The following is a 14455-nucleotide window of genomic DNA, read 5'->3' on the forward strand; positions in this document are numbered from 1 at the left end:
TTTGCCGCAGTCTTAGTCCTCGAGCTCTTTGTGGAGCGCTGGCGCCGCACCCGAATCTAACGGCGGCTTAGACCCGTCGGTTTGCGCGGCTAGCGACGAGTTTGCCGTCAATTTAATAACCGCCTTTTGCAACATCATGCTATTGGGGTATACCACTGTAGTGCCGTCATCTCGCCGAATAAGCACGTGAAACAAAGCAATTTCTAAAATTCGGCCGCTAATATCATCGTCTTTATCCACCACTCTAATGCGATCACCGATACCGTAAGGGAAGGCAAAAAAGATAATCACGCCGGCGGTTAAATGACTGAGCATTGACCACTGTGCAATCAAGGCAATGCCAAGCACCGCCAAAAATGACGATATGAAAATAAATACTTGGTGGTAGCCCAAACCCAAGAAAAAACACACGAGCACAAAGCCCAACAGCAAGGTTCCAAAATTCAAACTCTTGCGAACATAGCCCACGCGCAAGGCGGAACGCTGATTTTTCTCAGCAAAATTAATTAACATGGTATTGAGCACGCGGTTCAAATAAAACATGACACCGACGGCAAGTAACACAATCAAAAACTTATTCATTTACTGGTATATCCCGTTGCACTAGTACTGCGTTCTAACCACTTTTGCGGGCGACGCGCACGTTTTAAAGATGTTAAATTCTCTTGGTAGGAAACACTGTCTTGGGGTAAATAACTGCACAGGCTAAATAGCCGCGTTTGCTCTCGCAACCAAGCCGCCCAACAAGCGTGCCCAGCCTCTACCCGCCGAAGGTAATCGTCCGGTGTTTCTCCTGCGCGACGCGGCACTCCCTTTCTCGCCAGCGCGGCGCAGCTAGCAAGGTAATAGCGTGCAGCCAAGTCCTCGCCCGCGCGCTTAGGTAAACGCAAACTAAAGAAAGCCGCCAAGCACAGCGGTATGCCCCCAGCCAACATAATGACTAGCATCAAACGCTGGGGGTTAATATCACCGAGCACCCGCAGGAGAAAATCATTTTGAGTGCCGGAATCATAATTGAGTATCCAGCGCGCCCAAGCATAATTGATATTATCAACAAAATACCGCAAACGCTTAGCCCATTCGTAGTTGCGCAAGGACAATGGCGACTCGCCCAAGTATCCCTCTTGATCCCGCAACATCGCTTCTGCGCCTAAACGAATACGATTGGGGGCCACCGTTGCAGTTGGATCTACCCGCAACCACCCCTGCCCCTCAATATACACTTCTGCCCAGGCGTGGGCGTCGGACTGATTAACCAATAGGTAGCCATCGCGATCATTAAACTCACCACCTTGGTAGCCCACCACTATCCGCGCAGGTACCCCTGCCGCGCGCATTAAGTACACAAAACTGCCCGCAAAATGTTCACAAAAGCCCTGCCGACTATCAAACAAGAACTCATCGACATTACTCTCACCGAGTAAGGGCGGTGTGAGGGTGTAAATAAACGGTGTTTGCTCAAAATACCGAATTGCCGCAGCAACCCGATCTTGAGTGTCTGGCCACTGCGTCTGCCACTGTGCTGCCAGCGCCTCGGCTCGTGGGTTAGCCGCCCGGCCTAAGCTCAAATTTTTACGACTTAACGCCTTATTGTCGACCAAACCTTGGCCCAAGTTGCTGCTCACGGTGTACTGCATGCGGCCCGTTATTGGCCTGGCCGGTAGCCACAAATGCTGATCGCTGTAATAAACATCGTCGCGGCTTACCGCCGCCTGAGGTAGCGTGTATAACCATTTGTGGCTGCCCGGCTCCAAGGTTACGGTGTAATTCAGCTTCGGCTCGGCTAATACCGGCGGGTTCATTTTATTTGACCACAGCGACCAACTGCTGCGAGTCCAACGCCGACCATCAAAATCGTCGAGCACCAGCCCTCGCCAATATAAATCGTGGGAGGCTGGCATGACGCCATTAAACCGCACCCTGAAAGCCAGCGCGCCAGACTGACTTAATTTAGCGATATCGCCAAACTCCAGCGAGTCAGACATGCCCGTGGTCGCCTGCCCGCCCGGCAATGGCATGGTCCACAATGGCCCAATACGGGGGAATATCACAAACAACATCAACATCAATGGCAGGGATTGCAAGGCCATGACACCGACCACACGCAACATCGGCAGGGTCTTTGCCCGTCGGCGCTGCAGTGCTTGCTGGGCCAATAGTAATACTGCGATCTGCAATAGCGCCATAATGAGTGCGCCAATCTGCTGAGAAAACAGGAGACCGCAAGCGACAATGAAATAACTGAGCATTAAAATCAGCCAGTGGTCTCGCGCCGTTTTGAGCTCTAATAATTTAAGCACGACCGCTAACACCAAAATGGTGACCATGGCTTCTAGCGAAAACAATGATGGAAACGAGAAATAAACGCCGCCAAGGGTGCTCAGTGCAATACACGCCTTGATCCAGCGCGCGGGAAAAGACCACGCAGCGCTAACAATGCGCCAATACCAGAGGGCGACAAATGCCCATACAGCAAGTATCCACACGGGCAACACCCCGAGCAGCGGCGCCAAGGTCACCAGTTGCGCCAACAGCAGCCAAATAACTGATTGGCGTTGCGCGACAAAATTAATATTCGCGGCCGTCATTTAAAAGACCGCCAGTTCGCGCAGAACCTTGCTCAGCTGCCCGCTGCCAGAGCCTGACGGCACGCTCAGTTTCGGCAATTTTAAGCCGTAAGCCAGACCTTGTTTGTCGCAGTCTAGCGCCCAGGCACAAAGAGTACTCAAGCGTTCTTCCACACTGAGGCCCTCTAAGCTATCCCAATCTAAAATCAACTCATCGGCCTGAGACTGTTCATATTGCTTTACCAGCAAACCTTGGCCCTTGGCGTAAGCCTTCCAAAAAATTCGCCGGGGTGACTGCCCCGCCTGATAACGATTAAAGCCACTGAATTCATCGCTATCATTGCTGCGATCAGGAATATGTCCCTCGCCGCTGTCAGCGCTGTTGAGCAAGGGACGTAAACAACGCGGCCGCGGATAAACTAGGCAATGCCAATCTAAGGACGGTGCACTCCAGCAGCGCAAAATCCCTAAAGGGTAGCGAGACGTGACTTCCATCCGCCCCGGCCGCAAAGCGCCGCGCTTCTGTGTAGGGTATTTAATAATGACATTGGCTGCGCCCATCTCGGCGTCAATATCGCACACTTCCATTTGTTGATTGGGAAAGCCAACATTCAAGCGATGGCGATCTCGCCGCCCAGCCTCCAAGTGCAGATGAAAACTGGCTAATTCACCGGCAAATACCGGCTCAGCCGCACCGGCGCGCAGCAGCAGCCCAGATAAATTTGCGTAGGTGTGTAATATCGCCACCAGAAAAATACTGAACAACCAAAAGCATAAGGCAAAGATTAAATTATTCTGATAATTAATCGCCAGCAGTAGCAAGCCCAGTAACATGATGGCAAAACCCAAGCCAGCACTGGAGGGAATGATGAAAATACGGCGTTGATTGAGAGTGATTTCACTACAGCGCGGACTGCGTTTGTCTAACCAGCTATTAAAACGGCGACGAAATAACGCTCTAATCCGGTTTTTCATCGCTATACCACTACCGGTACCTGTGACAATAAGCGCTTGATTAAATCCGGACCATCACCTTGACCGTCGGCAGCTGCCTTGAGTCGATGGGCGGCAACGGGCTCTAGCACCAATTGGATGTCGTCGGGCAATACGTAGTCACGCCCTTGTAACATCGCCCACGCCTTCGCGCATTGAATAAGTGCCAATGCGGCGCGGGTAGACAGGCCAAAAGCGTAGTGCGAATCTTGACGGGTAAAACCGATTAGACGCTGAACATACGACAGCACGCTGTCGCGGACTTCAATTGCGTCTACCGCATTTTGCAGGGCAATAATCTTTTCGGCATTGAGCAAGGCTCGCAACTGGCTTAACACCGCGCGGGGATCACCGCCCGCCAGCAAGCGCCGCTCCGACCGCTCATCGGGGTAACCGAGTGAAATCCGCATCAAAAAGCGGTCGAGCTGGGATTCCGGCAACGGAAAGGTTCCAGATTGAAACCACGGATTTTGCGTCGCCATAACAAAATAAGGCTGGGGTAAAGGACGCGTTTCGCCTTCAATACTGACCTGCTGTTCAGCCATTGCTTCAAGTAGCGCACTTTGCGTCTTGGGACTGGCGCGATTAATTTCATCAACGAGTAGAAATTGGGTAAAAATTGGCCCCGGATGAAAATGAAAGGCGTTGCTATTACGGTCGAATACCGACACCCCTAAGATATCAGCCGGCAGCAAGTCGCTGGTAAATTGCATGCGCTGGTAGTCCAGCCCCGTGACTCTGGCAAAGGCCTGGGACAGGGTGGTTTTTCCAACGCCGGGCACGTCTTCAATAAGCAAATGGCCCCGCGCTAATAAGCAGCACAAGGCTTGCTGTACTTGACGGTCTTTACCTAAGACTACCCGCCCAATCTCGTCACTTACCGCCGCGAGCACAGCCAATTGATCAGACGGCATCGAGACCACGCTGTAAGTCGGCGCGCAAATCCGCTATATCTTCTAGGCCCACCGCGACGCGAATCAAATTGTCTTTAATGCCCGCCTCCGCGCGCTGTTCCGGACTTAAGCGACCGTGCGTGGTCGTCGCTGGGTGCACGATCGTGGTTTTCGCGTCGCCGAGATTAGCCGTTATTGACACCAACCGCGTGGCATCAATAAATCGCCACGCCGCCGCCTGATCGCCACGCACTTCAAACGACATCACCCCACCAAAGGCCTTTTGTTGAGCTGCAGCCAACGCGTGTTGAGGGTGATCTTCTAAACCTGAATAATGAACTTTGTCGATATTCGACTGTGTTTGCAGCCACTGCGCCAGGGCTAGGGCACTGGCCGAGTGCGCCATCATCCGCAGGCGCAAGGTTTCTAGCCCCTTTAGAAAAACCCAGGCGTTAAAGGGGCTCATACTCGGGCCCGCAGTGCGAATAAAGGCTAAGACTTCGTCCATATGTTCGCGACGGCCAACGACCGCGCCACCCACACAGCGACCTTGACCATCTAGATATTTAGTGGCCGAGTGCACCACGATATCTGCGCCCAAAGCCAAAGGCAGCTGCAAGGCTGGCGTGCAAAAACAGTTATCTACCACCAACAAGCAATTGTGCTTATGGGCAATATCGGCCAGGGCGCGAATATCCGCCACTTCCGACAGTGGGTTAGATGGCGTCTCAAGAAACAGCAGACGAGTATCTTCACCTATCGCTGCCTGCCACGCTTCTGGGTCAACCAAGTCGACAAACGTGGTGCGTATACCGACTTTGCCTAAGAATTTAGTGAGTAATACCGTGGTAGTGCCAAACACACTGCGAGAGCAGACGATATGGTCTCCGGTCTTGAGCAAGGCCATACACGTACTGAGAATAGCCGCCATACCCGAGGCCGTCGCCACCCCCATTTCGGCGCCTTCTAGGGCCGCGATGCGCTCTTCAAACGTGCGCACGGTAGGGTTGGTATAACGCGAGTAAACATTGCCGGGCTGCTCACCAGAAAACCGCGCTGCGGCTTCGGACGCTGAAGCAAACACATAACTTGAGGTCGTAAATATTGGCTCAGAGTGCTCGCCTTCCGCGGTGCGTCGCTGACCACTGCGCACCGCACGAGTATCAAGTGCAGCGGCGTCGAGTACCGCCACGCGCTGGGCTAAATATTCCTGTTCAGTCATGTCTTCTACCTAGACCAATCCGCTTTTATGATACGTCATTATGCAAACCAATCAGCGCGCCGTCACCACTGCTGGAATTACGCTCCTTTTGACTATTGTCATTGCGGTCTGCTGCCAATTTATCGAGGTATGCTTGATCGACATCGCCGGTAATATAGTCACCGTTAAACACCGAACACTCAAAATCATTGATCTTAGGGTTACCTTCCGAGGAGCAATGCACTAAGTCATCAAGATCTTGGTATATAAGCCAATCAGCGCCTATTTCAGTGCGAATCTCTTCAACCGTGCGGCCGTGGGCAATGAGCTCATCGACTGACGGCATATCGATACCGTAGACATTGGGGTAGCGAACTGGGGGCGCTGCCGAGGCAAAATACACCTTGCGAGCACCGGCATCCCGCGCCATTTCAATGATCTGCTGGCAGGTGGTGCCCCGAACGATGGAATCGTCCACTAGCATGACGTTCTTGTCTTTAAATTCAAGACCAATGGCATTCAGTTTTTGTTTTACCGATTTTTTCCGGGCGCTCTGCCCTGGCATAATAAAAGTACGGCCGATATAGCGGTTTTTTACCAAGCCTTCGCGGAATTTAACGCCTAATTTTGCCGCCATTGACTGTGCAGCAATACGGCTAGAATCCGGAATTGGCACAATAACGTCGATATCGTGACCTGGGTGATCTCGCAGAATCTTTTCTGCCAAACGCTCGCCCTGACGCAGCCGAGATTTATAAACCGAAATGCCGTCCATAATAGAATCGGGCCGCGCAAAATACACATGTTCGAAAATACAGGGTCGGTAATCCGCCGCGTCGGCGCATTTGCGTACGTGAATTTCGCCAGAGGTTTGGATATAGACCGCTTCACCCGGAGCAACATCGGCGACTAATTTATAACCCAGTGCGTCTAAGGCCACGCTTTCCGAGGCCAACATATATTCTTTGCCGCTAGCTGATTCGCGCACGCCGTACACTAAAGGACGGATACCGTTTGGGTCGCGAAAACCAATAACACCGTAATTGGCGATCATCGCCACCACGGCATAGCCGCCCTTACAGCGATTATGAACACCGCTAACCGCAGAAAAAACGTCATCGGCTTCAGGCACTAATTTACCGAGTTTCTGTAATTCGTGTGCAAAAACGTTAAGAAGAACCTCAGAATCTGAGTCTGTATTGAGGTGGCGCAGATCAGACTGGAATAGCTCTTGGGATAATTCAGCGGCATTGGTTAAATTACCATTGTGCGCAAGGCTAATACCGTAAGGTGAATTAACGTAAAAAGGCTGCGCCAAAGCAGGACTTGAGCTACCCGCCGTTGGGTAGCGAACGTGACCAATGCCAATATTGCCGGTTAAGCGCTGCATGTGTCTGGTGTGAAACACATCCTTTACTAGACCATTGCCTTTGCGCTGATTTAATTTACCATCAGCAAAGGTCACAATACCGGCGGCGTCCTGGCCGCGGTGTTGCAATACCGTTAAGGCATCATATAAATCTTGATTTACGTTGGACTTGGCGACTATGCCTGCAATGCCACACATGCAGTACTACCTCAATTAAGGTGAAGATCAATGCGTTTATACGGAGTTGTTCGACATTAATGTCGACACCCAGTTAACCACATCGTTGAAGCTCTGCTCTGACCAGTCCTTCATCAACAGAAACTCGGGTATCAGCTGCGATTCCTTCCACCACTGATCATTTTCAATGCCCGTCAATAACGACGGGAGTAAAACTAAAGCGGCCAACACCACAATCAAACCGCGGGTGGTGCCAAATATCATACCCAATAAGCGGTCTGTGCCGCTAAGACCGGTGCGCTTAACGACCATGGCAATAAAGTGGGTCAGTAAACTGCCCAGTACCAAGGTGCCACCAAACAGCAGCACATACGCCAAAATTTCTCGCAGGTAAATTTTATCAACTAGATTTTCAAGTAGGCCTACGGCTTGGCTATGGAAAGCAACACTGACAAAAAATGCCACCGCCCAAGAGGCCAGCGACAGTGCTTCTTTGACAAAACCACGAATTAAACTAATAAGTGCAGACATGGTGACAACGCCAATAATGGCCCAATCTACCCAAACTAACGTGCTCAGCACTCTAAACAGCTCCCGTGGAATTTCGAGACGCGAATTCTAACAAGCTCGCGTCCCCAGCCCAAGTAAGATTTCACTCTGGCCATTAAATTGATGCCGCTCTATGGCTCAAAGCGATTAACGATAGACTTAACATTGAATCGCGTATTAATTGCGCCTTGCTGGGCAACAGCCTTGTCTTCGCTCAATACCGGCCCTACCAAGACTCGGTGAAAACGCTTGCCGTCACGCTGTATTTGATCTGTAAACGCTTTGTAGCCCGCGCCTTGCAGTGATTTTTTAAGGGCGGCCGCATTATCGGCATTGCCAAACACCCCTACTTGCACCACCCAGGCTAATGGTAAGCCGTGCTTATCCAGTCCGGGCTTCGTCGTCGGTGCCTCCCTGCTTGGCTGTTGCACAGGGGGTTTTGCCACTGGAGCACTGCTTGGCTTTGCTAGCGCCGCAACAGCCGGAGGACGCGATTTGGCTTGCACTGGCACCGAGGACACCTCGTCGTCTATGCGCGGAACAGGCTGCGGCGGCACAAGCTCAGTGTCAGCTGGTGTAATACCTTCAGGTCGCTCGGGCTCCGCCTCAAGCAAAGGTTCAAATTGTGGCGCCGCCGGAATTTGACTATGGCGATCAAGCTTAGAGGCCGCCGGACCGGTAAACAGTAAGGACCACAAAATAACGCCGCCGCAGAGTAACACCAAGGCACCGATTAAGCGCTGTTTCATCACAATGTATTCCCCTTGGCGGTTATGACCGAACTCACATCGACTCCGCCACGCTTGGACAAAAACAACATGGCTTCTGCCACGGTGAAAAAAGAGCCAAAAACCACAACACGGTCACCGCTCGCTGATTGCGCTATAGCCTGCTGAATACTTTCTGCCACGGTGCCACCATACTCGACTCCGCTGATTTGCTGAGCCATTAACATACCCGCCACATCACTCGCCCCAGCGGCGCGGCTATTTCCACCTAAATCTGCCAGCCACCAATTCTCGAAGCATGGCTGTAAAATGCCGACCATTTCCGCAATCGCTTTATCAGCCATAACCGCAAAAACGCAACGACTGCGGCCGCTAGCAGGATGTTGCTGTAAATGTTCGCGCAGTGTAACAACTGCAGCGGGGTTATGCGCGACATCTAAAACAATATCAACGCCATCTAACGCTATATGTTGGCAGCGACCAGGCAGTTCAACAAGCGACAAGCCGCTTCTCACCGCGGCGTCAGAAACACTCAAATCTAGATACTGCAAGGCTTGCAGAACGGTTGCGGCATTGCCGAGCAAAACGCTGGGCAGCGGTAAGCCATGGTATTCGAGCTTATCGCCCTGCGCATCCAAGCCCTGCCACTGCCATTGGTTTGCTGATTCGCGATACGAATAGTCCCGATCTCGGCATAGAACACTCGCGCCAATATCGCGCCCATAGTTCAACACCGACTGCGGCGGATCCACATCCCCCACCACCGCAATTCGACCTTGGCGAAAAACCCCAGCCTTCTCGCGCCCAATGACCTCACGGTCACGCCCCAACCAGGCCTCATGGTCAATCGCAATAGAGCTAACAATGGCAATATCGGCATCAACAATATTCACCGCGTCCAAACGACCGCCAAGCCCCACTTCAAGGATGACGACATCGAGCTCAGCACGCTGAAACAGCCATAACGCGGCCAGCGTGCCAAACTCAAAATACGTCAATGACGTGGCGCCGCGAGCCTCATCGATTGCGCTGAACGCGAGGAGCAACTCCTCGTCGTGCACACACCGACCGGCAATGACGATACGTTCATTGTAATGAACAAGATGGGGTGAGGTGTACGTGCCAACCCGATAGCCTTCAGCACGAAGAATGGCGCTACTTAGCGCCACACAACTGCCTTTGCCGTTTGTACCCGCCACCGTGATAACGGGCATAGCTAGGGCAATATTAAGGGCCTTGGCAACAACGGAAACCCGCTCAAGACCCAAATCTATCGCACGGGGGTGCTGACATTCCAGCCATTGCAACCACTCATCAAGCGTCGTAAAGCGCATCGCCTTTATCGTGCTTAATGGGTGTAATGCGTAAGGCTAGACAGTATTCGACTTAGGGTGTCACGCATATCAGCTCGACGCACAATCATATCGATTGCGCCGTGGGCCAGCAAAAACTCACTGAGCTGAAAGCCTGGCGGTAATTTTTGACGAATGGTTTGCTCAATAATATTGGGACCTGCAAAACCGGCCCGCGCGCCCGGCTCAGCAACATTAATATCACCAAGCAAAGCCAAACTCGCCGACACGCCACCGTAGATAGGGTCGGTCATTACCGAAACATAGGGCACGCTGTTTTGCTTCATGCGCTCAAGTACAGCACTGGTCTTGGCCATTTGCATTAAGGAAATAAGCGCTTCTTGCATCCGCGCGCCGCCAGAGGCAGAGAAACAAATCAGTGGCCAGCCTTCTTTCATGGCGACATTGGCAGCTTGGGTGAATTTTTCGCCCACAGCAGAGCCCATTGAACCGCCATGGAAGTTAAATTCAAAGGCCACAACGACAACCGGCAGGCCTTTGACCTTACCGGTATAGGCGATAAGTGCATCTTTTTCACCCGTCGACTTTTGCGCTGAGGTCAAGCGGTCGCGGTATTTCTTTTTGTCTTTGAATTTGAGACGATCAACAGGTTCGATATGGGCAAGAATTTCCTCACGGCCAGTCTCATCGAGAAACAAAGCAATGCGCCGACGCGCACCAATGCGCATGTGGTGGCCACATTTAGGACAAACGTCCATATTGCTTTCCAACTCGGGGCGATACAAAACCGCCTCGCACTTCACGCACTTTTTCCACAGACCTTCCGGCACTACACCTTTAGCGCTGCGCTTTTCCGACTCTACCCGACGCACTCCCGAAGGAAGAATTTTGTCTACCCAACTCATAATCCGTTCCTGTTAGTTATCCAGCCTTTGGCTGAATGTACAAAACTACTACACAATTATTCTAAAAACCGTTTAGTCCGGGCGCCACTTTAGCGTATTCACACAAAAAATGGCAGTATCGCGCAGGCCTTTAAATCACGCACTACGACACAACTATGCGTCTATTGCGACACGCATCTCACCAATCAACGAAAGCACGGAGGGAATCCAAACACTATCTCCCTGACTCCGGTCGGCACTGGCCAAGCGCTCAATCAGCGCGCTACCAACAACAACACCAGCGCACAAGGGCGCCAAGGCAGCAGCAGAGGCGCCGTCTTTAATGCCAAACCCGACAGTGATCGGCAGGTCAGTATGCGTCTTGATGTTATTCAATAACTGAGTAACCGCCGAAATATCTAGGTTGCCGGCGCCGGTCACCCCTTTTAAGGCGACGCAATAAAGGTAGCCGCTTGCCAATGCGGCAATTTTGGCGATGCGGGTATTGTCCGTGGTCGGCGCTAACAAGAAGATATTATCAATACCGGCCGCTTTAAGTACGCGGCTCGGCTCTTCAGCCTCCTCTGGCGGCATATCCACGGTCAACAAACCGTCTACCCCGGCCGCAGCTGCACGCTCAGCGAACACCCCATAGCCCATACGCTCGATGGGGTTAGCGTAACCCATTAATACCACTGCGGTTTTGCTGTCAGTCTCACGAAACTCGGCAACCATCGCCAAGGCCATCGTCAACGATACCTTGTGAGCCAAGGCGCGCTCGTGAGCCAACTGAATGACTGGGCCTTCCGCCATTGGGTCGGAAAACGGCACCCCCAGCTCAATAATATCGGCGCCTTGGCGAACCAGCTCATGCATTATGCTCACAGTTACCGACGGCTCAGGGTCGCCAGCAACAATATACGGTACCAAAGCCTTGCGGCCCTGGGTCTTTAAACTTGCAAATAAAGCAGCTAAACGACTCAAAATACTTCCCCGTTATTCAATCCCAATACCGTCGAGTGTTGCGACGGTATGAATGTCTTTATCACCACGACCAGACAGATTCACCACGATATGCTGTTCCGGGCTCATGGTTTTGGCCAATTTTTCGGCATAAGCGACGGCGTGAGCAGACTCTAGCGCGGGCATAATACCTTCAACCAATGTCAGTTTGCGGAATGCTGCCAGGGCCTCGTCATCATCAATCGCAACATAGTTCACCCGGCCCATGTCTTTCAACCACGAATGTTCAGGACCAACACCGGGGTAATCAAGCCCCGCTGAGACCGAGTGGGTTTCAATAATTTGTCCCGCTTCGTCCTGCATTAGGTAGGTGCGGTTACCGTGCAATATTCCCGGAATACCGTCATTTAAGGGCGCGGCGTGCTCGCCGCTCGCCACGCCGTGACCGCCGGCCTCGACACCGTACATGGCCACGCCTTCGTCGTTAAGAAAGGGGTGAAACAAACCGATAGCGTTAGAACCACCACCAACACAGGCAACCAAGGCGTCTGGCAGGCGGCCATTCTGAGCCAAACACTGCTCCCGTGCTTCGCGGCCAATAACCGACTGAAAGTCTCGAACTAACATCGGGTATGGGTGCGGGCCCGCGGCAGTGCCAATAATGTAAAACGTGTCGTCTACATTGGTTACCCAGTTGCGCATGGCTTCGTTCATGGCATCTTTCAGGGTGCGCGAACCGGATTTAACCGAAATCACCTCAGCGCCGAGTAATTTCATGCGATAGACATTTAAGGCCTGCCGCTGAATATCCTCTTCGCCCATAAACACCTGGCAAGTCATGCCCAAACGCGCAGCAACGGTTGCGGTCGCAACGCCGTGCTGGCCCGCGCCGGTTTCCGCGATCACATGTTTTTTACCCATGTATTTCGCCAGCAAAGCTTGGCCAACCGTGTTATTTACTTTGTGCGCACCGGTATGATTAAGATCTTCACGCTTGAGGAAAATCCGCGCACCACCCACTTCTTCTGACCAACGTTTGGCGTAATAGAGTGGCGATGGACGACCCACATAGTGGGCCAGGTCATGGTCAAATTCAGCCTGAAACGCAGGGTCTTTCCGCAGGCGCTGGTAGGCCGCAGCCAACTCGTCTAGCGCAAAAATTAAGGTCTCGGAGACAAAGCGACCGCCATAGGGGCCAAAATGGCCACTGGCGTCTGGAAACTGGCTAAAATCAGGTGTTACTACCTTACTACTCACTCAATCCTCCCGTCGGTCAGCTTGGCTGACCGCTTCAATAAAACGTGTCATGGCGTGGGCACATTTAATACCCGGCGCAGATTCAACGCCGCCACTGACATCCAAGGCATAGGGTTTACAGCTCGCAATTGCAGCCCCGGCATTATCTGGTCGCAAACCGCCGGCAAGAACCAAGGGCCGTTCACTATTGGTGGGAAATCGCACCCAGTCGAAAGATTCCCCTGTACCGCCCGGCACACCCGGCTTATAGCTGTCGAGCAATATTGCCGAGGCACTGGCGTAGGCTTGCATCGCCTCTGCCACATCGACGCCATCACGCATACGTATCGCTTTCATATAGGGTTTAGCAAAAGACGCACAATACGCTGGGGTTTCATCGCCGTGAAACTGCAACAAATCCAGTTCACACACGGCCAATACCTGCCGGACTTCTTCGGCGTCGGCATTAACAAATAGCCCCACCTTGCTAACAAAGACCGGCAGCCCCGCCATAATGTCGGCTGCGTGCGCAGCACTTACACTGCGTGGGCTTTTTGCGTAAAAAACAAAGCCCAAGGCATCCGCACCGGCACGTATCGCTGCCGCAGCGTCTTCAGCTCGGGTAATACCACAGATTTTTACGCGGGTACGGGACACTTAGATGTACAGCCAAGCAATTAATTGGAGCGAATATTAACAAATAAGCTAGGGACGTGTCTGTAAAAGCCCACATCAGGACACAAGAAAATCAGGACCCAAGTGGGTTTTGGGCAAATTAAAGTATTCGGGGTAGATGACATCGACCAAATACAAACCGTCGGGCTTAGCGGTAACCCCGCCCTTGCTGCGATCGCGCCCCTCTAAAACTTGACGTGTCCAGCCCACTGGCATTTCACCACTGCCAACAGCAATAAGCACACCGGCGATATTCCTCACCATATGATGCAAAAACGCGTTGCCAGCGATATCAATGACCACATAGCGACCTCGACGACTCACATTGGCAAAGTGGATATTGCGCATTGCGGTATTTGACTGACAAGACGCCGCCCGAAATCCGCTAAAATCTTGTTCACCCAACAGTACCTGCGCTTCTTCATGCATCAGTTTTTCATCTAATTCGGCGTCGACCAAGGTCACGCCATGAACAAGATGCGCTGAGCGCCGGGGTTGATTGAGAATAACGTAGCGATAACGCCGGGCTGTTGCCGAAAAACGCGCGTGAAAATCATCCGGCACCTGTTGCGCCCATAGCACGGCGATATCTTTTGGTAGCTTGGCATTCACCCCTGCAACCCAAGACCGCAAAGAGCGACTCACCGGCGCGTCAAAATGAACAATTTGATGAGTGGCATGCACGCCTGCGTCTGTTCGACCGGCGCACATCACGGTTACCGGCGCAGCAGCGATTGCAGAAATGGCTTTTTCGAGCCGCTCCTGAATGGTCGCCACCTGCGGTTTTAATTGACTCTGCCAGCCGCGATAAGCACTCCCTTGGTATTCAAAGGCAAGTGCTATGCGACTTCCTAAGGGTAATAGCTCATCGGCAAAGCGATCGAAGCTCGTCATGCCAACTGCCACA

14 protein-coding genes are annotated in these 14455 nt (G+C 52.4%); all 14 read right to left on the reverse strand.

The features are described 5' to 3' along the window. Window positions 1-12: 12 nt before the first annotated feature. Window positions 13-582 carry a mechanosensitive ion channel family protein gene (locus tag HNQ57_RS00070; protein WP_184460602.1) on the reverse strand — a complete coding sequence of 190 codons (570 nt, stop codon included), beginning with the start codon at window positions 580-582 and terminating at the stop codon, window positions 13-15. Then, window positions 579-2588 carry a transglutaminase TgpA family protein gene (locus HNQ57_RS00075; RefSeq protein WP_184460603.1) on the reverse strand — a complete coding sequence of 670 codons (2010 nt, stop codon included), beginning with the start codon at window positions 2586-2588 and terminating at the stop codon, window positions 579-581. Before HNQ57_RS00075 ends, HNQ57_RS00070 begins: the two co-directional genes overlap by 4 nt. Next, a complete protein-coding gene (locus tag HNQ57_RS00080) occupies window positions 2589-3542 on the reverse strand; it encodes a DUF58 domain-containing protein (RefSeq protein WP_184460604.1) in 954 nt (317 codons plus the stop codon). Between the two features lie 2 nt (window positions 3543-3544). Further along, window positions 3545-4474 (reverse strand): AAA family ATPase, encoded by a 930-nt coding sequence (locus HNQ57_RS00085; protein WP_184460605.1) that lies wholly within the window; start codon window positions 4472-4474, stop codon window positions 3545-3547. Continuing rightward, window positions 4464-5675, reverse strand: coding sequence for an O-succinylhomoserine sulfhydrylase (locus tag HNQ57_RS00090; RefSeq protein WP_184460606.1), 1212 nt, complete (start codon window positions 5673-5675; stop codon window positions 4464-4466). Before HNQ57_RS00090 ends, HNQ57_RS00085 begins: the two co-directional genes overlap by 11 nt. Before the next feature lie 25 nt (window positions 5676-5700). Further along, the gene (gene purF / locus HNQ57_RS00095; RefSeq protein ID WP_184460607.1) at window positions 5701-7221 is read right to left on the reverse strand and encodes an amidophosphoribosyltransferase; all 1521 of its coding nucleotides are present in this window, start codon (window positions 7219-7221) and stop codon (window positions 5701-5703) included. A gap of 36 nt (window positions 7222-7257) precedes the next feature. Further along, entirely contained in the window at window positions 7258-7782 is a 525-nt protein-coding gene (locus tag HNQ57_RS00100) for a CvpA family protein (RefSeq protein WP_184460608.1), read from the reverse strand. Window positions 7783-7880: 98 nt separating this feature from the next. After that, window positions 7881-8498, reverse strand: coding sequence for an SPOR domain-containing protein (locus HNQ57_RS00105; protein ID WP_184460609.1), 618 nt, complete (start codon window positions 8496-8498; stop codon window positions 7881-7883). Beyond that, entirely contained in the window at window positions 8498-9811 is a 1314-nt protein-coding gene (gene folC, locus HNQ57_RS00110; protein WP_184460610.1) for a bifunctional tetrahydrofolate synthase/dihydrofolate synthase, read from the reverse strand. Before folC ends, HNQ57_RS00105 begins: the two co-directional genes overlap by 1 nt. 14 nt (window positions 9812-9825) lie before the next feature. After that, window positions 9826-10695 carry an acetyl-CoA carboxylase, carboxyltransferase subunit beta gene (accD, locus tag HNQ57_RS00115; protein WP_184460611.1) on the reverse strand — a complete coding sequence of 290 codons (870 nt, stop codon included), beginning with the start codon at window positions 10693-10695 and terminating at the stop codon, window positions 9826-9828. 153 nt (window positions 10696-10848) lie between these two features. After that, window positions 10849-11658 (reverse strand): tryptophan synthase subunit alpha, encoded by an 810-nt coding sequence (trpA, locus tag HNQ57_RS00120; protein ID WP_184460612.1) that lies wholly within the window; start codon window positions 11656-11658, stop codon window positions 10849-10851. 12 nt (window positions 11659-11670) lie between these two features. Further along, a complete protein-coding gene (gene trpB / locus HNQ57_RS00125; protein ID WP_184460613.1) occupies window positions 11671-12894 on the reverse strand; it encodes a tryptophan synthase subunit beta in 1224 nt (407 codons plus the stop codon). Beyond that, the gene (locus tag HNQ57_RS00130; protein ID WP_184460614.1) at window positions 12895-13530 is read right to left on the reverse strand and encodes a phosphoribosylanthranilate isomerase; all 636 of its coding nucleotides are present in this window, start codon (window positions 13528-13530) and stop codon (window positions 12895-12897) included. A 75-nt stretch (window positions 13531-13605) separates the two neighbouring features. After that, window positions 13606-14442, reverse strand: coding sequence for a tRNA pseudouridine(38-40) synthase TruA (gene truA, locus HNQ57_RS00135; RefSeq protein ID WP_184460615.1), 837 nt, complete (start codon window positions 14440-14442; stop codon window positions 13606-13608). Window positions 14443-14455 lie beyond the last annotated feature (13 nt).

Source organism: Zhongshania antarctica, from assembly GCF_014202945.1.
Taxonomy (GTDB): Bacteria; Pseudomonadota; Gammaproteobacteria; order Pseudomonadales; family Spongiibacteraceae; genus Spongiibacter; species Spongiibacter antarcticus.

What these genes read in the sequence shown, in the direction of transcription:
- HNQ57_RS00070 (WP_184460602.1), bottom strand. Translation starts at nt 582, where the DNA reads ATGAATAAGTTTTTGATTGTGTTACTTGCCGTCGGTGTCATGTTTTAT.
- HNQ57_RS00075 (WP_184460603.1), bottom strand. Translation starts at nt 2,588, where the DNA reads ATGACGGCCGCGAATATTAATTTTGTCGCGCAACGCCAATCAGTTATT.
- HNQ57_RS00080 (WP_184460604.1), bottom strand. Translation starts at nt 3,542, where the DNA reads ATGAAAAACCGGATTAGAGCGTTATTTCGTCGCCGTTTTAATAGCTGG.
- HNQ57_RS00085 (WP_184460605.1), bottom strand. Translation starts at nt 4,474, where the DNA reads ATGCCGTCTGATCAATTGGCTGTGCTCGCGGCGGTAAGTGACGAGATT.
- HNQ57_RS00090 (WP_184460606.1), bottom strand. Translation starts at nt 5,675, where the DNA reads ATGACTGAACAGGAATATTTAGCCCAGCGCGTGGCGGTACTCGACGCC.
- purF (WP_184460607.1), bottom strand. Translation starts at nt 7,221, where the DNA reads ATGTGTGGCATTGCAGGCATAGTCGCCAAGTCCAACGTAAATCAAGAT.
- HNQ57_RS00105 (WP_184460609.1), bottom strand. Translation starts at nt 8,498, where the DNA reads ATGAAACAGCGCTTAATCGGTGCCTTGGTGTTACTCTGCGGCGGCGTT.
- folC (WP_184460610.1), bottom strand. Translation starts at nt 9,811, where the DNA reads ATGCGCTTTACGACGCTTGATGAGTGGTTGCAATGGCTGGAATGTCAG.
- accD (WP_184460611.1), bottom strand. Translation starts at nt 10,695, where the DNA reads ATGAGTTGGGTAGACAAAATTCTTCCTTCGGGAGTGCGTCGGGTAGAG.
- truA (WP_184460615.1), bottom strand. Translation starts at nt 14,442, where the DNA reads ATGACGAGCTTCGATCGCTTTGCCGATGAGCTATTACCCTTAGGAAGT.